The following is a 19,037-nucleotide window of genomic DNA, read 5'->3' as shown; positions in this document are numbered from 1 at the left end:
TGCCATGCCGTCGCAGCCGACCGCTGTGGAATTCGTCGGGGAGACCGGTCCCGGCGCTGTCATCAACCAATACCTGCCGCAGCCGGGTCAATACACCGGTCGACGCATCATCCAGATCACCGACACGCCCAAGACCTGGTGGAAGACGGAAGCGAGCCAGGCGGGCGTGCCCTGGGCGGACGTGCTGGGCCTGGAAAGCAAGACGCCGGGGCTGTGGGAAGTGGTCAAGCCCGAGCGACTCACGGACGTGTGGTTCACGCGACGCCTCCGCGTCCCGCGTGGCGGATCACGCCGTGGGCTGTCGCTTGTGCAGACTCGCGTCAACCTGGACGCGCAGGAAGTCCTGCAGCAACAGGGATCACTGCGTAACTGGGGGCGCGGGTCCACTGCAGCCCGCATGTTCGAGGTCGACGACGACACCGGCAGCACCACCCCCGACCAGAGCGGGCCCGACATCACACCTCCCTCGGGGTCGGGAGGCGGCGGGCACGACTCGGGCGCAGGGGGCGGCGGGGACGACGGCCTGGTTCCCGACTTCGTGAACTCGATCTCCAGTATGGACGAGGGCGTCGTCCATCTTCCCTCTTCGACATGGGGTGGCGGAGTCACGACCGTGCCGGTGGATGTGGAAGAGCCTCCGCAACCGATGCTGTTCCTCATTCAGGTGCTAGGGATCAGCTCCTACCTGGGAGACTACGGATTGGGACGAACGGTGAAGACCTTCACCCTACTTCCGGGCGAGACGGCCACCATCAGCACCCGCACCTGGCGTGCCACCGAGGAAACCGTGGCGGCGGCGTCCTCCATCATCGACTCCTACACAGACAGCGCGAGCGATCGCTTCGCGGAGACGGTCATGACCGAGACGACCGACTCCGCCACGCAGGAAAAGACCGAGAACTGGCACGCAGAGGCCGAGGTGAAGGGTTCCTTCGGTTTCGGCTCCGCTTCCGTCTCGGGGGGTGGGGGAGGCGAATACTCGTCTTCCACGGAGGAGTTCGCGAAGGCCGTCGACGAAGCCGTGAGCGAGCATGCGGCTGAATCGTCCTCGCACCGCGAGAACACGGTGACCTCCAACTCGGAGCGCTCGGCGTCCACCGAGGACGAGGAGGTGGTGGAGCGCACGATCTCGAACATCAACGTAGGCAGGGTCTTGAATTTCACGTTCCGGGAGCTCAACCAGGTCTATCTGACGAAGACCCACCTCAAGGAGGTGCGTGTCGCCTTCAGCAACGGCCAAAGCGGCAGCTGGCGAGAGGAGCCCATCTCCTCCCTACGCAAGCTGGTGGCCGAGGTGATCAAGCCGGCGCACGTGGACGAGGTGTGTCAGGACCTCGTTCGTGCGATCTCCGTGGTGTTCGATCTTCACGGGGACCCCGTGCACGTACTGGAGCGGGTCGAGCTCGACGGCTGTGGTGGCCGCACGCAGGTACGGGTCGCCGTGCCCGACGCCGATTGCGCGTACAAGGCCCCCACGGCGGACGGGACGCTCTACTACCGTTTCCGGCGGGGTCCCCTGGGGCAGGCCCCGGAAGAGGAGCATCCTGTGGATGGGGTGCTGCTCAAGGAACGTAGCGTGGTGATGGCGACCGACAGCGTCGTCGTCGAAGCGCTGTTGGGGCAAAGCGACGCGTTGGATGGCTACTCGAAGGACCTGCAGGACGAGGCGATCCGCGAGAAGCAGCTCGCGAACGAACGGGAAGCGTTGGCGCAACGCATTGTCGCGGACCGGGACGTGGACGCGGCGGCTTTGTACGCGCAGCTGTTCGTCGTCAACGACGTCGAGGCCGGGACCGCATGAGCCCGGAGCCGGCCACACCGACGACCCCGACGCAGGTTCCGGCGACGTCCAGCGCCCCGGCCAGAGAGGATGCCACCGCGCAGGATCCGCGCGTGCTCCAGGAGTCGGCCCTCAACGGGGCGCCACCCGACATCGCCTGCATTGCAGACAAGTCGACGATGGACTACTCGGGGTGGTACTTCGAACAGGTCTACTTCGTGCCGCGCACCTCGGTTCGGTTCATCAACTCGCGCAAGGGCTTGGTGGCGATGATCCTGGCGGCTGCGCCGGCGAAGCGGCTGATCCTGATGGTACACTCACAGGGAGATCAGATCAGCTTCCCGGAGTCGGGAGAAACGGTCCCCTTGGACGATCTCGCTCAGGATCTGCTGCGCGTCCGCGGCAAGTTCTCCAGCATCGTGTTCGACGGCTGCACCTTGGGCACGCAACCCTCTTCCATGTTCCGCTTTGCGGAGACGTTGCGGATCGAGATGGCCATGGGTTGGACCCACAGCCATGCCATCGGCTACTGGACCAAGCGCTTGACGGGTCGGGTGACGAGTCTGCCCGATGACCTGCTCGCCGAGATGGACATCGTGGCACCCTGGTTTCCGCTGGGCGAGCTCGGCTCCCACGAGACCGCCGCCGCGCTGGCGAAGGCCCTCCTGCGCGACCAACGGGTCGTGCGCGCCTTCGAGGTCTTCAACGGCAGTCTGGTGGACCTGGATTTCCCCGCGCTCGTCGCGGCGAACTCGTTCAACCCGTCCCGGCACTTCCCACGCAGCGCCTTGAAGGATGAGGTCTTCTCGACGTTGGCTGGCGCCGAGGCCGCCGACAATCTGGGTGGCTTCCTGGGGCAACCGTACCGACGCCTGGTCGTGCCCTGAGCCGGACCGAGCACCGGTGAGTACGGCCCCGGGCGTCAGACGCTGGGTGGGATGTCTCCCTCGGCGATTCCGCGACACGCGTTGGCGTAGTACTGGGCCACGTATCGTTCGATCATGCTCCCGGCCGTGAAGTGACGGCCAGCCTCCACGATGGCGTGCTTCATCCGCGCCACCCAACCGTGGGGGACGCCGTCCGCACCGCGCTCGTGGTAGAGGGGCACCACCTCGTCTTCGAGCAGCGTGAACAAGTGATCCCAGTCGGCGTGGTCGATGTCCTCCCCTTCGAGCGTGAGGGGCACCGCCCAACCGTTGCTGCCGTTGAACCCTTCCGCCCACCAGCCGTCCAGGGTGGCGAGCTGCGGCACGCCGTTGAGCGCGGCTTTCATCCCACTGGTGCCGCAGGCCTCCAGCGGTACCCGGGGCAGGTTGAGCCAGACGTCCACGCCCTCGTACAGTCGGTGCGCGAGGTGCATCTCGTAGTCCTCCAGGAACGCGATACGCCCCTCCAGGCGCGCGTCGAGCGCCAATTGGAACACGCGCTGCAGCACCCGCTTCCCTTCGTCATCAGCGGGGTGGGCCTTCCCCGCGAAGACGATCTGCACCGGTCGCTTGGCGTTGGTCAGCAGACGCAGCAGCCGCCCTTCGTTGCGCAGCAGCAGGTCGGCGCGCTTGTAGGTGGCGAAGCGGCGTGCGAACCCCAGCGTAAGGGCTTCGGGATCGAGAAGCGTGCCGGACGCCGCCAGGTGGGCTGGCGCCTGCCAGTGCTCCGTCCAGCGATGTCGCGACTGCTCGCGGATGAAGTGGAAGAGGCGCTCCTTGAGCCGCACGTGCGTCTCCCACAGCGCACCGTCATCGATGCCGTGGACCGCTTCCCACGTATCCGGTGCCGCTCCGGGCTGGCGCCAGGCGACACCCAGATGTCGGTCCAGGAGATGGCGGATCTCGGCAGCCATCCAGGTGGGGCGGTGCACTCCGTTGGTCACGTGCCCGATCGGGATCTGCTCAGGTGTCCGGCCCGGCCAAAGAGACTGCCAGATCTTCCGGGTTTCCTGACCGTGCCGAGCCGAGACTCCGTTGACGCCGTGGCTCAAGCGGATCGCGGCGGCCGTCATGTGGAAGGTGCCGTGATCGATCTCGGGATGGCGCCCCAGCCCCTGGAACGCCTCTTCGGAAATCCCGAGGTCCTCCCACGCGTTGCCGACGCACGCCTCGATCTGCTCGGGCGTGAAGCTGTCGTGCCCAGCCGGGACCGGCGTGTGCGTGGTGAAGACACTGTGGGCACGGACGCGCGCCACGGCCTCGTCGAGTGGCCGGCCCTTGGCCACGTGCTCGCGGATCCGTTCCACGAGCATGAAGGCGGCGTGGCCTTCGTTGGCGTGCCAGGCGCCGGGCGCGATCCCGAGCGCGCGTAGGACGCGCACACCGCCCACGCCCAGGATCCACTCCTGCTTCAAGCGGAGCTCGCGTCCACCCCCGTAGAGCTTGCTGGTCAGCTCGCGGTCCTCGTTGGCATTGCCTTCCAGGTCCGCATCGAGGAGGATGAGCCGAGTCCGGCCCACGTGGATCTCCCAGGCACCCAGCTGCACGGTGCGCTCTCCGGTCTTGACCGAGGCGAGCACATAGGAGCCGTCACCGGCCCGCAGCCGCCTGAGCGGCATGACGTCGGTGTCGAACGGCTCGTCTGCGTCCACCTGCCAGCCGTCCGGCGTGAGCTTCTGGTCGAAGTAGCCCTTCCGGTAAAGCAGGCCCACGCCCACCAACGGCACGCCCAGGTCGGAGACGGCCTTGCAATGGTCTCCCGCGAGGACGCCCAGGCCTCCCGAATAGATCGGCACCGAGTTGTGCAGCGCGAACTCTGCACAGAAGTATGCGATAGGGCGGCCTTGCCCGAGGTCCGGGTGGCGTGTGGAGAACCAGGTGTCCGGGCCCTCCAGGTCCGCCCGCATCGCCGTCATGACCTCCGCGTAGCGCTCCAGGAACCGGGGATCGTGGGCGCACTCGGCCAGCCGGGCCGGGTCGGCCTGCCGCAGCAGGGCGATCGGGTTGTGGCGGCACTGGCTCCAGAGCGTGGGGTCGATCGAGGCGAACAGATCCCGAGCCTCGCGGTGCCAGGACCACCACAGGTTCATGGCGAGGTCGGACAGGCCCCGGATGGGCTCCGGCAGGTAGGGGATCTTGGATTGGTCGGTCATGCGCTCAAAACAACTCTGTGGGGCCACCGGGCGGTCCCTGGGTACCGATCGGTGCAGGAAACAAGCCCGGAAATCTGGTCGACGACCCCCCGCGGGTGAAGCCCCGAGAGCGGGGCGGCCCGCAAACCCCCCTCGTCCCGCCACCTATGGAGCCCCACGCGCGCGGCTCGCCGCCGGGCGCTACTCCAGCCGGGTCGGTGAGGCCTCCGAGAAGAGAGCCCGCGGCAGGTCGATTCCAACGGGGCCTTCCGCCCCGGTCTCCCGGTCCAGGATGCCCACCGTGGTCCGGTAGAGCTCGTCCGCCTCGTCGTGGCTGTTTCCGATGGAGGTCAGGCCGAGCTTCCCGTACTGGGACAGGGCTCCGATCATGTAGAAGAGGACGCCGGAGTTGGTGCTGTGATTGAAGTGGAGGCGGTGCGACACCAGAAGCTCGACCAGGTCCTCCGGGAGCAGCCCGCGATAGGCCGGCGAGCGCAGGTGATCCGTGGCCGTGTAGTACTTCCGTGCCCCGTTGGCGGTGTGATACAGGCCCGTATCGAGGTCCAGCTTTCCACCCGTCAGGAACTCGAGGGCCATGAACGGTGGGGTGGTGCCCCCCATGCGCAGGTTGATCTCGATCGCGTGGGCCTGCCACGGCCCACCGGGATCACGGGACAACACGAAGTCGATCCCGAAGCGACCCAGCACGCCTCGCTCCGCGAGCACCCGGCCGATCTTCAGTCCGGCTTCCTGGATGAGGGCCCGGTAGCCGTCGGCGGCTGGAAACCGGCACCCGACGTATGCTTGCGCGGATTCGCCGCCCAGGACCTGGTCGTGCGTGGAGACCAGCGCCAGCTCGCCGTCGGGGTGGATGCGGAGCTGCACACTGGGCGAGAAGAACTCCTTTCCCTCGATCCGTTCTTCGACGATCCCTCCCATTTCGGTGAGCTTCCGCATGAACGGGCCGTACTGCTCGCCTTGACCCGCGAAGGCGAGGGAGGGCAAGGCGCCCTGGATCTCGGTGCTGCGCTGCTCCGGTGCCTCGGGCAACGCGTCCGGGTACGTATAGATGGCGTTGCCCTCGCCTGCGAAGCTGTCGTTGAGTTTGACAATCGCCTGGCGAAGACCGGGTCGCTTGCCGGCCAGCTCGACCAGGGCCTGCGTCACGTCGGTCTCGGAGCGTACACCGGTCCGACCCGCCGGGAAGGGCACCCCGGCCTCCTCGAACACGAGCTTGGCGCCGGACTTGGTCCCGAGCCACAGCAGGGCAGGGTCCACGGCGTTGAGCGGGACCCCCAATTCGACCGCGAGCCTGCGCTCCAGCGGCGTCGAGTTGAAGACGGTGAGGTAGGCGCGGTCCACATCTCCCACCCAGTCGCGGATCCGGCGGATCACGCGCGGCCGCTCCAGGATCTTCTCGGTCAGCGGGCGGGGAGAGGCGTCGTAGAGTCGGAGGATCAGAAGCCGCCGCAGGGCGTGCCGCATCGGGACCCCGGGAAGATGCTGGAGATAGTACTCCAGGATGTCGGGGTGTACGGGCTGGCTGGTCACATACACCAGGCGGGCCGCGGGGTTGGCCAGGCGGATCAGCGTGAAGAGCAGACGCTCCTCGTAGAACGCGGCTCCGCTGATCTTCCGGAGCTCCTCCTGGTTCACGCTGATGGACGGGACCACGACCGTGGTGTGCTGGAACCCCGGCTGGTGCAGGATGGCCCGGGCGGTGTCGGGCAGGCGCAGCTTGAGCCGTTCGAAGGCCTCCAGCTCCGCCGCTGAGCCGAGCGGGCCGTACGAGGAGCCCGGGGGGAAGTCGGACATGCGCACTCCAGCGAGGGGCGGGCCCGGCGAGCGGGCCGGGACGGTCCTGCCGCGACCCACAATGAGACGCCGACCGCACTTGAGGCAATCGCCGCCGTCCCGATGGCGGAGTCTCTCGTTGCTCCCGTACCTTCCAACGTGGCCATACGCCTCTTCGGGCCGGCCTTGTGCCGGGCGCTTCTCGCACTGGTGCTGCTCCTGGCCGGTGCCGAGGGTTGTGTACGGCCCCGGTTCGGCGGGAGCCCATCCGCCGTCGTGCTCGAGGTCTCGAACAAAGGCTGGACCGACATCACTGTTCTGGTGGAGCGGGGGGGCGTGCGCCACCGGTTGGGTCTGTCGTCGGCGCTTTCCGAGCGTCGCTTCCGCATTCCCGCCGAGGTTGCCCCGGCGGGCGAGACCATCGCGCTGCTGGCCGATCCGGTGGGTAGCTCGGAGGTCTATCGCAGTCCCTCCGTACGCATCGAAGCGGGAATCGTCATCGTCTGGACCCTGCAGAACAACCTGGCGCAGTCGTCGCTGCGGACGAGATAGGAACGCTCGGCCTGCGCCCGGCGGGTGCGAGCGAAGCGCCTCTGAGCGTCAGCCTCGGCCCGATCCGTTCGCCGCAAGACGCCCCGCCCACGCCGCGTGCTCTTGTTCGAGCGGCCGACGCCCACCCAGAATGTCCATGTATCCCCCAGGTCGGGGTTCCCTTCCCCGACGCCCTCTTTTCTGGAGGTCACAATGTTGCGAGTCCCTGTCCGCCTGGGACTCCTCTTGGCGTTGGCCCTACCGATGCCGCTGGTCGCACAGCAGCGGGAGGTGAGGGGTCAGGTCGTCGCCGAGTCCGGAGCCCAACCCCTGAACGACGTCGCGATCCAGTTGGTGGGAACGCGCGTCGGCACCTTCACCGACCGTGAAGGCCGTTTCGTCCTCGCCGTGCCCACTGGTCCCGTCCGCCTGCAGGTGAGTCTGCTGGGCTGGCGCACCGAGGTCGTCGAGGTGGGCGAGAACCAGTCCAGCGTCATGGTCCAGCTCACCCAGGACGTGCTGCGTCTCGACGAGCTGGTGGTCACCGGGCAGGTCACCAGCGTGGCCCGTCGCAACCTGGCGAATGCCGTTGCCACGGTGAACGCGGCGGAGCTGACGCAGGTGCCCGCCGCCACCGTGGAGCAGCAGCTTGCGGGTAAGATCGCGGGCGCGGACATCCAGGCCAACTCCGGCGCTCCCGGTGGTGGCATGCAGATCAACCTGCGTGGGGTCACCTCGATCATCGGAGCGGCCACCCCGCTCTACGTCATCGACGGCGTCATCGTCTCCGACGTGTCCGTCGACGGCGGTACCAACGTGATCACCCGTGCCAGCGGCGGCTCCTTCAACAACGGGTTCGCCAGCAACCAGGACAACGCGCCCAACCGCATCGCCGACCTGAACCCCAACGACATCGAGAGCATCGAGGTCTTGAAGGGCGGATCGGCGGCGGCCATCTACGGCTCCAAAGCGTCCAACGGCGTGATCATCATCACCACCAAGCAGGGTCGCGAAGGCGCGCCTCGCTACAGCTTCACGCAGCGCTTCGGCACGTTCGATCTGGCCAACAAGTTGGGCCTACGCGTCTTCGAGAACCTCGATGAGGCGGTGGAGGCCTTCGGCCCCCGCGCCGCCGACTACTTCGTGGCCGGACGGGTCTACGACCACGAGGAGGAGATCGCGGGGAACAACCCGCTGTCGTTCGAGACCGCTGCCAGCGTAAGTGGTGGCAGCGCCAACACGCGCTACTTCGCGTCCGGTCTGGTGAAGCATGACGGAGGCATCATCACCGGCACCTACTACGACAAGCAGTCCCTCCGTCTGAACCTGGACCAGAACCTGGGCTCGTTCGCCACACTGGGCCTGAACACCAATCTGGTGCGCTCCAAGACGGGCCGGGGCTTCACGAACAACGACAACCGGTCCATCAGCTACTGGATGACGTTCCCGCAAACGCCCACCTTCGTGGACATCCAGGCCGGGGCGGACGGAGAGTTTCCGGACAATCCCTTCGCCAACTCCAATCCGCTGGAGACCGCCAGCAGGGCTCTCAACGACGAAGAGGTGTGGCGCATGATCGCCTCGGCGGATCTCACGGCCGACCTCTGGAGCCGTGAGAACCAGTCCATGCAGTTGATCGCCACCGGCGGCGTGGACTTCTTCAGCCTCAAGAACAACGTGTTCTCGCCGCCTGACCTGCAATACGAGCTGGATGACGGCAAGGCGGGCACCACCTTCCTGGGGAACACCACCAATCGCAACCTGAACCTCAGCACCAACCTGGTGCATCGCTACGGACTCGGGTCGGGCCTCTCGGCGACCACCTCACTGGGCATCCAGTACGAGGACGTCGATCTGGATATCGCCCGCATCCTGAACGAGGACCTGATCGTGGGTCAGTCCAACATCGATCAGGGCACCAACCCGGGCGTGTTCCAGCGCCGGCAGCGCACGAAGGACCTCGGGTTCTTCGGGCAGGAAGAGTTGCTGCTGTTGGACGAGCGCCTGACGCTGGTCGCGGGCATCCGCGCCGACAAGAGCTCGAACAACGCCGACCCCGGTGAGTTCTTCTATTATCCGAAGTTCGCGGCGGCCTACCGCTTCGTGGACCTGGCGCCCGGCCTGGTCGACGAGTTCAAGCTGCGCGGCGCCTGGGGCCAGACCGGCAACCAGCCGCGCTATGGGGACAAGTTCTCCGTGCTGAACTCGGGCAACATCGCTGGCTTGCAGACGCTCAACATCTCCACCACGACGGTCTCTGAAGACCTGCACCCCGAGCGCCAGCGTGAGGTGGAGCTGGGCTTCGACGCCACCCTGCTGGACCGGGTGGCACAGTGGGAGTTCACCGCCTACGAGCGCCGGATCACGGAGCTGCTGCTCCGGCGGGCGCTGCCTCCGTCCACCGGATACGCCACCGCCATCTTCAACGGCGGCGTGCTGGAGACGCGCGGCATCGAGTCCTCGCTGAGAGTCGTCCCCGTACAGACGGACAACTTCCAGTGGTCCTCGACCACGACCTTCTCCACGGACCGGTCCGAGGTGAAGGAGCTGCCGGTTCCGCCCTTCGCGGCCGGCGGATTCGGAACCGCCCTGGGCGGATTCCAGATCGAGGAGGGCAAGTCGCCCACCCAGATCGTGGGACGTGACACCGTGGTGGCCAACGACCCGCGCTGCGTGACGGGTGGCCCCTGCGATCCGGGCACGGCGGTGGGGACGCGCATCGTGACGGGCATCGGGGATGCCAACCCAGACTTCCGCATGGGCTTCTCGAACGACTTCAGCTTCGGAAACTTCAACCTGTACTCGCTCTGGGACTGGCAGCACGGTGGCGACGTGGTCAACCTGACCGCCTGGCTGTTCGACCTGAGCCGCACGTCTGGGGATTTCAACGATCCCTGTGTCACCGACTGCGTCGGCAGCGAGACGCTGGGCGAGCAGCGCCTGCGCCTCTATCCCGGGCGCACGTCCAAGATCTGGGTCGAGGACGGCTCCTTCGTGAAGCTCCGTGAGCTCACGCTCACCTACGACGTGCCGGCTGGCAACGCGTTGCGGTTCTGGGACGGCGTGGAGAGCATGCGCATCAGCCTCTCGGGCCGGAACCTCCTGCGCTTCACCAGCTACAGCGGGCTCGATCCCGAAGTGTCGAACTTCGGTGCGCAAGCCATCGCGCGGAACATCGACGTCGCCCCCTACCCACCGAGCCGGAGTTTCTGGTTCTCGGTGGACCTTTCGTTCTGAGGAGGCAACCATGAACGCCATACGTAGAGGACTGGGCGTCGGGGCGGCTTTCCTCGCGCTCGCCTGGGCAACCGGGTGCACCGAAGACCTGACGGTGCCCAACTTCAACAACCCGGCGCGGGAGGACCTCACCGGTACCCCCACGCGAGGCACCTTGGCGGCGGCGGTCCAAGGCATCGTCGCCACCCATCGCGGACTCAAGGAAGGAATGGTGGGCCGCCTGGGCGTCTGGGGTCGCGAGGGATACGACCTCCGGCCCGAAGAGCCTCGCACCACGACCGACGCGCTGGTAGATCCGATCGATCCAGTCAACGGCGGTCTCTTCTTCGGCGGGCAGTACACGCAGATCGCCGGCATCAACACGGTACTGACAGCGGTGGACAATGCCAGCGTGCTCACGGACGCGGAGAAGAACGCGATCCGGGGCTTCGTGAAAACGATCAAGGCGGATGCCTTCTGGCAGATGATCATCAACCGCCCCATCGGACTGGGCATTCCTCTGGATCCCAACCCGGATCCGAGCGGAGAGTTGACGCCGATCTCGGGTGCCGCCGAGGTCCATCAGTACATCTACAGCCTCTATGACGAGGCGCTGAGCGATCTGCAGAGCGGCGGCGGGGCCTTCCCCTTCCAGCTGCCCTCCGGCTTCGATGGCTTCAACACGCCGTCGTCGTTCGTCGCGGTCAACCGCGCCCTCAAGGCGCGGGCGCTCAAGTATCAGGGTCAGTGGAACGACGTGTTGAGCGCGCTGGGCCAGTCCTTCATAGATCGGAACGGGAACATGAAGGCTGGCGTGTACTTCAACCACAGCACGATCTCGGGCGATGCGCCCAACGGCTTCTTCTCGACGGTGTCGCACTTCGCCCACCCCAGGCTGCGGGCGGACGCGCAGCAGCAGCCCAACGGGGATCTGGATCAGCGGGTGCTCGACAAGACCAGGGTGATTCCGGCCTTCACGCTCTACGAGATCACCGTGACCGAGGACATGGACGTCTACAAGAGCCTGACGTCGTCCTTCCCCTGGATCACCAACGACGAGCTGCTCCTGATGCGGGCCGAGGCCAACGTAGCGCTCGGCAACACGGCGGATGCGCTGGCAGACGTCAATGCCGTTCGCTCGGGCTCGGGTGGCCTGGCGGACCTGAGCGCCTTCGCGGGGGATCCCTTGGATGAGATCCTCTACAACAGGCTCCTGTCCTTGCTGTGGGAGGGCGGGTTCCACTACCTCGACATGCGTCAGTACGGGAGGCTCGACGAGCTGCCGCGGGCTCGTCCCAACCACGGTGTGTACCCAGGCTTCCCCTATCCGCAGAACGAGTGTCTGGCCCGGGACATCATGGGCCAGCCGGAGTGTGCCACGTTCTTCGCCCAGTAGGGGAGGGGCTGCTGCAAGGATCGACACCAGCGGTCCGTAGGTAGAGAGGGGAGGGGCCCGAGGCGGGTTCCTCCCCTTTCCACGTGGTGATCCGGTCCGACCGCCTACGCGTCGGCGGATCGAGGGGGTTCCATGGGTCGCGCCGCCGCGCTTCTCCTGTTGATGTCTGGATTCGCTGCCTTCGGGCAGCCGGCGTCCCTGCTTTCGCAGACCACGCGCGCGCAGGGGCGGGTGCGTCCCGTCCGCGCCGGCGTCCCCTTCGCAGGGGCTGCCGTGCACCTGCCGGAACTGGGTCAGATCGTGTGCGCCACGCCTGCGGGCCGCTTCGCGCTCGCGCTCCCCGCTGACCAGGACGTTACCGTTCGCATCGAACCGCTCGGGTTCTCGCCGTACGAGCTGACGGTTCGAATCGGCGCGGACACTGTGAGCCTACCGCTCGGCGACCACTTGGTGGAGTTGGACGGCCTGACCGTGGTGGGGATGGCGCTTCGCCCCTCCACGGGCGAGGCGTGGGCCGTGAGCCGAACAGACGGCGCCGACCTTGCCCGGGCTCCGGCCACACTCCCCCAGGCGCTGCAGGGGCGGGTCGGGGGGGTGCGTAGCACGTCCGGAGCCCCCGGGGGCAGCGTCGCTATCGACCTCCGTGGTGTGCACAGTCTGTTGGGAAGCTCCGAGCCCCTGGTGGTCCTCGATGGAGTGGTGCTGTCGACGGTGCGGATCGGTGGGGGTGCGGACGCCGTGACGGGCGGAACGGAGGCCGAGCTGGACGTGCTCTCTCGTCTTGCCGACCTGAACCCGGCCGACATCGATCGGCTCGAGGTGGTACGCGGTGCCGCGGCCAGCGCTCGCTACGGCCCGCGGGCGGGCAACGGCGTGCTGGTCATCACCACCCGGAGAGGCGAACCGGCAGCCGTCGTGACCGACCCCGCTGCCGCGCTGGCCTGCTTCCAGCCCACCCGCTGAGTCGGCCAGCACGCCAGGTGTCGACCTGCTAGGTTGGGCCGTCCGTCCCGGGGCCGGGGCGGCGGCTCCTTCCACAGGGTCGGTCATGCTGGGACCTCGCGGCATTCTGGTCGGTCTCGCCCTGGGTCTGCTCTGGGCTCCAGGGGCGCTCTCTGCGCAACGCGCGCGCATCCACGAGGAACGGAGGGTCATTCCCACCTATCCGTTCTCCGAGCCCGACCCCACCCCGCTGCTGGTGCGTGACGAGCGGCTCTATCCCTACCACACCTTCGAGGGCTACGCGCACACAGCGGAGCCGCGCGAATGGACGGTGGTGACGCTGGAGAACGACCTGGTGGAGGTGTTCGTGCTGCCGGAGGTGGGCGGCAAGGTGTGGGGCGCCGTCGTGAAGAAGAACGGGCACGAGTTCATCTATCGCAACGAGGTCCTGAAGTTTCGGAACATCGCCTTGCGCGGCCCGTGGACGTCGGGGGGCATCGAGTTCAACTTCGGCGTCATCGGCCATACACCCTCCACGGCGACGCCCGTCGACTACAGGTTGCTCGAACACGAAGACGGCAGCGTGAGCTGCGTGGTGGGGGCTCTGGACCTTCCCTCCCGCACCGCCTGGCGCGTGGAGATCCGCCTGGAGCCGGGTCGGGCGGCCTTCGAGACCCGAGCGACCTGGACCAATCCGACGCCCTGGGAGCAGCCGTACTACAACTGGATGACCGCAGCCGCGTTCGCACGCCCGGATCTCGAGATGAGCATCCCCGGCAACGCGTTCCTCGAGCATTCCGGCACCGTGCGCAGTTGGCCGCTGAACGCCGCCGGGCGCTGGCTCCCGGCCTATGCGCAGAACACCTTCGCCGGCCACAAGTCCTACCATGTGGTGGGTGAGCTGAACGACTACTTCGGCGGATATTACCGGGACGACGACTACGGGTTCGGACACTGGGCCCGCTACGAGGAGATGCCCGGCCAGAAGCTGTGGTTGTGGGCTCTGTCACGGGAAGGCGGCATCTGGGAGGACCTCCTCACCGATACGGACGGCCAGTACGTCGAGTACCAGGCGGGCCGGCTGTTCGTGCAGTATTCGCGGGGCGCCGACGTCAATCCCATCGCCGAGGTGGGTTTCGACCCGGGAGTCACCGATCGCTGGACGGAGGTGTGGTTCCCGGTGGAAGAGCTCGGAGGACTGAGCGACGCCTCCAGCGAGGGTGCCCTGCACGTCGAGCGCAGCGACGGCGCGCTGCGCGTGCGCTTGCACGCGTTCCGTGACACCCAGGACACCCTGGTCGTGTGGGCCGATGACCGGGAGCTGCGGAGGGTCGCCCTGGATCTGCCGGCACTGGTGGCACGCGAGCTGTCCGTTCCGCTGTCCACCGGGATGCGCCGCATTCGGGTGTCCAGCGCCGGGTTGGGTCTGTCGTGGGAGTCGGAGGGCGGGGAGCGCGTGCTGGACCGCCCCTTCGTGACCGATGCGAGCGCGCGGCCCGCCCTTCCCGTGGCGGATCGTTGGGTAGCGGAGGGACGAGCATTGGCGCGGGAGCGTCGACTCCGCGAGGCCCGCATGGTCTACGATTCGGCGCTCGTGCGCGAGCCCTGGAACCGCGAAGCGCTGCTGGGGCAGGCGGAGCTGGAGGGGCGGCGTGGTCGCGCGGAGGAGGGCCTCGCATTGGCGCGGCGTGCGCTGGAGCTGGACGCCTACGATGCGAAGGCCAACTTCGTCGCGGGGACCCTCCATCGCTCCCTGAGGCGGGTAGCGGACGCACGGGACGCGTTCGGGTGGGCGGCACGCTCCATGACCTACCGATCCGTGGCCAACCTGCAATTGGCGGAACTGGCCTTGCGCGATCGCGACCTCACCGAGGCCGAGCGCTACGCTGCGCTTGCCCGCGACTACGACCGCGGCAACTTGGGGGCGTTGGAACTGCAGGTGCTGGTGGCGCGTCGGCGTCAGGACCGGGCCGAAGCGCAGGTGCGGATCGAAGAGTTGCTGCGCCTCGATCCACTGAGCGCGCTCGCTCGGAACGAGCGCCGGCTGCTTGCTGGCGCGGACGCCGGTGTCGCGCTCGAGGACGTGCTGCGCGGAGAGTACCCGGAGCAGACCTTGCTGGAGGTGGCACTCTCCTACCATCGGCGCGGCTTCGCCGAGGAAGCGCTCGATCTGCTCGCTCAGGGAGCGGATCTCCCCCGAGGCACGCTCCTGCGCGCATGGACAGCCTGGCTGCTGCAGGATGCGTCGGCGCTGGACGTGCCACCCGACCTGGCGTTCGTGTTCCCCTTCCGTACGGAGACGCTGGAGGTGCTGCGTTGGGCAGCCGAACAGCGTGCGCACTGGGGCTGGGACTACCTGTACGGGCTGAACCTCTGGGCTCGGGACCGGACGGCCGAGGCCGGCTCGGTGTGGATGAGCCTGGGCGAGCGTCCGGACTTCGCTCCCTTCTACGTGGCCCGGGCCCACCTGCCTGGGCGTGCCGCTGCCGGGGAGGAAGCGGACCTGCGCCGCGCGCTCGAGCTGGCTCCGGCTGAACGCGTGTTCCACGTGCAGCTCGTCCGGTATCTGCTGGGGCGCGGGCGGTGGCCCGAGGCGCTGGCCGCGGCGGAAGCGGCGCGGCCGCGCTTTCCCTCCGACTTCAACCTCCAGTTGTTGCAGGCGAGGTCCCTGAACGAGTTGGGGCAGAGTGCCAAGTCGGTGGAGGTGCTGGATCATGTGCAGGTGCTGCCTTCGGAGAACGCGCGTGAAAGCCACGCGCTCTTCGAACAGGCCCACCTGCTGGAGGCGCTCGGCGCTCTCGAGGAGGGGCGGGCGCGCGACGCGCGCGATCATGCGGTGCGGGCATTGGAGTGGCCGGAGCACCTGGGGCAGGGGCGGCCGTATCTGCCGGAGGAGCGGCTCGCTCGCTACGTCCTCGGCGTAGCCGAGGCGCGCGCGGGCAACCGCTCCGCGGCGCGCGCCGCCTTCCAGGCCGTCGTGGACGCGTCCACGGGCGCGGGCTCGCGCATGGGGCGCCTCGATCTGCTGGCTATTCCGGCACGTCGGGCGCTGGGTGAGCCGCCCGGCCCGGCCGCCGTTCAAAACGACACCGATACGACAGCCGGACGCTGGGCGGGTCGCCTTCTGGCGGCGCTGGCGCGGGGCGTGTCGCTGGATCGGACCCTGCTTGATGGACAGGCCGGGTCCGATCCGTTGTTTGGCGATCTGGAGGGCCGCCTGGTCTTGTGGGCGTTGATGGAGAGCCGATGAAACGGTGGACCCGCGGTTGGCCTGCGCTCGTCTGGGCGCTGGTGTCGTGCGAACCCTCCGCGCCCGCGGCGCAGCCCTACGCCGCACCCGCCCTACCGGACACGGTCGATGGCGTGCGTTTCGAGGTGGGAGCCTGGGAGCCGGATCTTCCGGCCGGGCAGGCCGGACGTTCGCGTGGGAACCACCGAGCGGTGGTCGTCGTCGACTCCGCTCCGGGCGGGCTGGTTCGAGTGCGCATCCCCTGGCGCCGGCGCGATGCCGACCCGGAGCGCAAAGGCGTCGCCGTGGTGAACGCGACCGATGGGACGCCGGTGGCGCACGCGGTGCTCCTCTCCGCGGACAACGCGGCCGGCGATGTAGTCTTCGAGGCCACGCCGGGCGCGACGACCTACCACGTCTACTACCTGCCGTGGGAGACGAATGGCGGCTACTACCCCCGCGTGACCTATCTGCAGCGTTGGGGGGAGCCGGATCCGGCGTGGGAGCGACGTGCGCGCGCCGAAGCCGACGAGCTTCCGCGTGCGCAGGTCACCGCCCTCCAGTCGGTCGACGAATTCCATTCGTTCTTCCCGATGGAGGTCATCGCCACGCCCGGCGAGGCGGCGGCCTTCCTGGCCGCTCAGGGGGGGTGGGCGGTGGTGCCCGAGCACCGGGATCGCCCGATCCGCATGCGTCGCTTCCTCCCTCTGCATTGGGTGCGGCAAGGCCCTGCGGAGACCTTCGCGAGCGCGGCGCTGAGGAACGAGTCGTTCGTCTTCCAACTCGGCCTGGTGGCGGGCGAGGACGCCCTGACCGGGGTCCAGGTGGAGTTCGCTGGATTCCCGCCCGCATGGATGGAGCGGCTGACCTGCTTCAACTGTGGCGGTGTGGACGAGAACGGACGGCCCTTCTCGAAGAGCGTCGACGTCCCTGCCGGGGAAGTACAGCCCCTGTGGTTGGGACTGCGGGTGCCCGACGACACCCCTCCAGGACGCGTCAGCGGGCGCGTGCGTGTATCCGCAGCTGGAGGACGCGGCAAGGAGATCGCGGTGGCCATCGACGTGCGCGACGGCCAGTTGGCCGATCACGGCGATGCGCACCCCGAGCGCATGGGGCGCCTGGCTTGGCTCAACTCCACCGCCGGCACCGATCCGGACTTCATCATCGCTCCGTTCGAGCCGGTTGCCGTCACGGGCCGGCGACTCTCGATCCTGGGGCGTGCGGTGGAGCTGGGGGCCGATGGTCTGCCCGAGCAGCTCCTCAGCTTCTTCGGCCCCGACCTCACCTCGTTGGTGGAGACTCCGTCTCCGGTCCTGGTCGAGCCCGTGCGCCTCGAGGTCCGTGTTGCGGGTGCGCCCCTCAGGCTCGACCCCGAGCCCTTCGAGGTCTCGCAGGTCGCTCGCGGGCGCGCTACCTGGGCCGCCACCAGCCGATCCGAGGCGATGGAGATGCGGGTAGAGGGAGCGCTCGAGTACGACGGGATGCTCGACTACCGCATCACGGTTCGTGCCCGCGCCGACCTGGATGTGGAGGACATCCACCTGCCGCTGGCGCTCCAGCCGGATGCGGCCACCTGGATGCTCGGCCTGGGGCGCCGGGGGGGTCGGCGCCCCGAGCGACTGGATTGGCGCTGGGCGGTGGAGAACCACCAGGAAGGGCTGTGGTTGGGAGGGATGCAGAAGGGGCTGCAGTACGTGCTCCGCGATGACCACTACGTGCGGCCGCTGAACACGAACTTTTACCAGAACCAGCCGCTGCGCCTCCCCGAATCGTGGGTGAACGGGGGGAAGGGGGGGATCCACCTCCGCACCGAGCCCGGCGTCGTGCGCGTGGACAACACGTCGGGTGCGCGTCACCTGGTGGCGGGGGACTCCCTCCAGTTCAACGTCCGCTTCCTGCTCACCCCGTTCAAGCCCTTGGACCCGGCCCGGCATTTTCGGACGCGCTTCGTCCACAAGTACGTTCCCGTGGACTCGGTGCGCGCCTGGGGGGGAACGGTGGTCAACATCCACCACGCCAACGAGATCAACCCGTACATCAACTATCCCTTCTTCAATCTGGCGGCGCAGAGCGCCTATATCGAAGAGGCGCACGCCAAGGGGATTCGCGTCAAGTTGTACGACACCATCCGCGAGCTCACGTACAAGGCCTGGGAGCTGTTCGCCCTGCGCAGCCTGGGAGACGAGATCCTGAACGACGGCGAGGGCGGCGGGCATTCCTGGCTGCAGGAGCACCTGGAGGACGACTACCATGCCGGTTGGCACGCGTGGAGCGTCGACGACGCTGCCGTGCTGGACAAAGGCACGTCGCGCTGGACCAACTACTACATCGAAGGCCTGTCCTGGCTGGCGGCCAACCAGCAGATCGACGGGCTCTACCTGGACGACATCGCCTTCAGCCGTGAGACGGTCAAGCGCATCGTCTCGGTGCTCCACGCGGAGCGGGACACGGTCATCATCGATCTGCACTCGGCCAACCAGTTCAACCCGCGCGACGGCTGGATCAACAGCGCCATGCTCTACATGGAGCACTTCCCCTACATCTCGCGGCTCTGGTTCGGCGAGTACTTCGAGTACGAGCGCGACGAGGACTACTGGATCACCGAGGTCTCCGGCCTGCCGTTCGGGCTGATGGGGGAGATGCTGCAGGACGGTGGGCACCCCTATCGGGGACTCCTCTACGGGATGACGGCGCGGCTCTACGGGGACGTGGATCCACGTCCGGTCTGGCGCATGATGGACGACTTCGGCATCGACGGCAGCCGCATGCGCGGCTACTGGATGGAGGACGCACCGGTGCGGACGGACCACCCGCGTGTGCTGGCCACCACCTACGAGCGTCCGGAGGGACTCCTGGTGGTGCTGGCGTCCTGGGCGGACCGCGATGTGGACGTCGCGCTGTCCCTCGATCGGGATCTGTCCGCGCGCTTCGGGGCCCAGCCGAGCTGGGCGCCCGCGGTCCTGGGACTACAGGATGAGGCGGAGGTGGCCCTCTCCCAGGTGCGGGTCCCTGCCGGGCAGGGGCGGTTCATCCGCATCGGCCCCAGGCCGCCCCGCTGAGCGAGCGCGAAGGCCCCAGCGATCCGGCTTCG

Annotated in this window: 10 protein-coding genes; 8 read left to right on the top strand and 2 right to left on the bottom strand. The window is 67.8% G+C overall.

Annotation, left to right across the window (positions count from 1 at the left end; all coding sequences use genetic code 11):
* The first annotated feature begins 4 nt into the window (after positions 1-4).
* Together R3E10_18540 and R3E10_18535 are read left to right on the top strand one after the other, a co-directional pair.
* On the top strand, positions 5-1,801 hold the full coding sequence (locus tag R3E10_18540) for a hypothetical protein (GenBank protein MEZ4417762.1): 1,797 nt from the start codon (positions 5-7) through the stop codon (positions 1,799-1,801).
* Positions 1,798-2,667, top strand: a complete 870-nt coding sequence (locus R3E10_18535) for a hypothetical protein (GenBank protein MEZ4417761.1) — start codon at positions 1,798-1,800, stop codon at positions 2,665-2,667. Before R3E10_18540 ends, R3E10_18535 begins: the two co-directional genes overlap by 4 nt.
* A 35-nt stretch (positions 2,668-2,702) precedes the next feature.
* Here the strand turns inward: R3E10_18535 and glgP are convergent, their stop codons facing one another.
* Entirely contained in the window at positions 2,703-4,859 is a 2,157-nt protein-coding gene (gene glgP, locus R3E10_18530; GenBank protein MEZ4417760.1) for an alpha-glucan family phosphorylase, read from the bottom strand.
* A gap of 180 nt (positions 4,860-5,039) precedes the next feature.
* A complete protein-coding gene (locus R3E10_18525) occupies positions 5,040-6,653 on the bottom strand; it encodes a peptide ligase PGM1-related protein (GenBank protein MEZ4417759.1) in 1,614 nt (537 codons plus the stop codon).
* A 138-nt stretch (positions 6,654-6,791) separates the two neighbouring features.
* Between R3E10_18525 and R3E10_18520 the strand changes: the two genes are divergently transcribed.
* The 6 genes from R3E10_18520 to R3E10_18495 all read left to right on the top strand — a co-directional run bounded on the left by R3E10_18520 (position 6,792) and on the right by R3E10_18495 (position 19,005).
* Complete coding sequence (locus R3E10_18520; GenBank protein MEZ4417758.1) at positions 6,792-7,184, top strand: hypothetical protein; 393 nt, start codon at positions 6,792-6,794, stop codon at positions 7,182-7,184.
* A 192-nt stretch (positions 7,185-7,376) separates the two neighbouring features.
* Entirely contained in the window at positions 7,377-10,400 is a 3,024-nt protein-coding gene (locus R3E10_18515) for a SusC/RagA family TonB-linked outer membrane protein (GenBank protein ID MEZ4417757.1), read from the top strand.
* A gap of 10 nt (positions 10,401-10,410) precedes the next feature.
* Entirely contained in the window at positions 10,411-11,775 is a 1,365-nt protein-coding gene (locus tag R3E10_18510) for a RagB/SusD family nutrient uptake outer membrane protein (GenBank protein ID MEZ4417756.1), read from the top strand.
* A gap of 132 nt (positions 11,776-11,907) precedes the next feature.
* On the top strand, positions 11,908-12,738 hold the full coding sequence (locus tag R3E10_18505; protein ID MEZ4417755.1) for a TonB-dependent receptor plug domain-containing protein: 831 nt from the start codon (positions 11,908-11,910) through the stop codon (positions 12,736-12,738).
* 85 nt (positions 12,739-12,823) lie between these two features.
* Positions 12,824-15,967, top strand: coding sequence for a DUF5107 domain-containing protein (locus R3E10_18500; GenBank protein MEZ4417754.1), 3,144 nt, complete (start codon positions 12,824-12,826; stop codon positions 15,965-15,967).
* Complete coding sequence (locus R3E10_18495; protein ID MEZ4417753.1) at positions 15,964-19,005, top strand: DUF6067 family protein; 3,042 nt, start codon at positions 15,964-15,966, stop codon at positions 19,003-19,005. Before R3E10_18500 ends, R3E10_18495 begins: the two co-directional genes overlap by 4 nt.
* Positions 19,006-19,037: the final 32 nt, after the last annotated feature.

The sequence above is a fragment of the Gemmatimonadota bacterium genome (assembly GCA_041390105.1).
Lineage (GTDB): Bacteria > Gemmatimonadota > Gemmatimonadetes > Longimicrobiales > Gaopeijiaceae > JAGQIF01.
This window is presented reverse-complemented; position numbering and strand designations above follow the sequence as displayed.

Bases quoted from the DNA above. Each gene is read 5' to 3' on its own strand.
- R3E10_18540 (MEZ4417762.1), top strand. From the start codon at position 5: ATGCCGTCGCAGCCGACCGCTGTGGAATTCGTCGGGGAGACCGGTCCC.
- R3E10_18495 (MEZ4417753.1), top strand. From the start codon at position 15,964: ATGAAACGGTGGACCCGCGGTTGGCCTGCGCTCGTCTGGGCGCTGGTG.
- R3E10_18515 (MEZ4417757.1), top strand. From the start codon at position 7,377: ATGTTGCGAGTCCCTGTCCGCCTGGGACTCCTCTTGGCGTTGGCCCTA.
- R3E10_18535 (MEZ4417761.1), top strand. From the start codon at position 1,798: ATGAGCCCGGAGCCGGCCACACCGACGACCCCGACGCAGGTTCCGGCG.
- glgP (MEZ4417760.1), bottom strand. From the start codon at position 4,859: ATGACCGACCAATCCAAGATCCCCTACCTGCCGGAGCCCATCCGGGGC.
- R3E10_18505 (MEZ4417755.1), top strand. From the start codon at position 11,908: ATGGGTCGCGCCGCCGCGCTTCTCCTGTTGATGTCTGGATTCGCTGCC.
- R3E10_18525 (MEZ4417759.1), bottom strand. From the start codon at position 6,653: ATGTCCGACTTCCCCCCGGGCTCCTCGTACGGCCCGCTCGGCTCAGCG.
- R3E10_18510 (MEZ4417756.1), top strand. From the start codon at position 10,411: ATGAACGCCATACGTAGAGGACTGGGCGTCGGGGCGGCTTTCCTCGCG.
- R3E10_18500 (MEZ4417754.1), top strand. From the start codon at position 12,824: ATGCTGGGACCTCGCGGCATTCTGGTCGGTCTCGCCCTGGGTCTGCTC.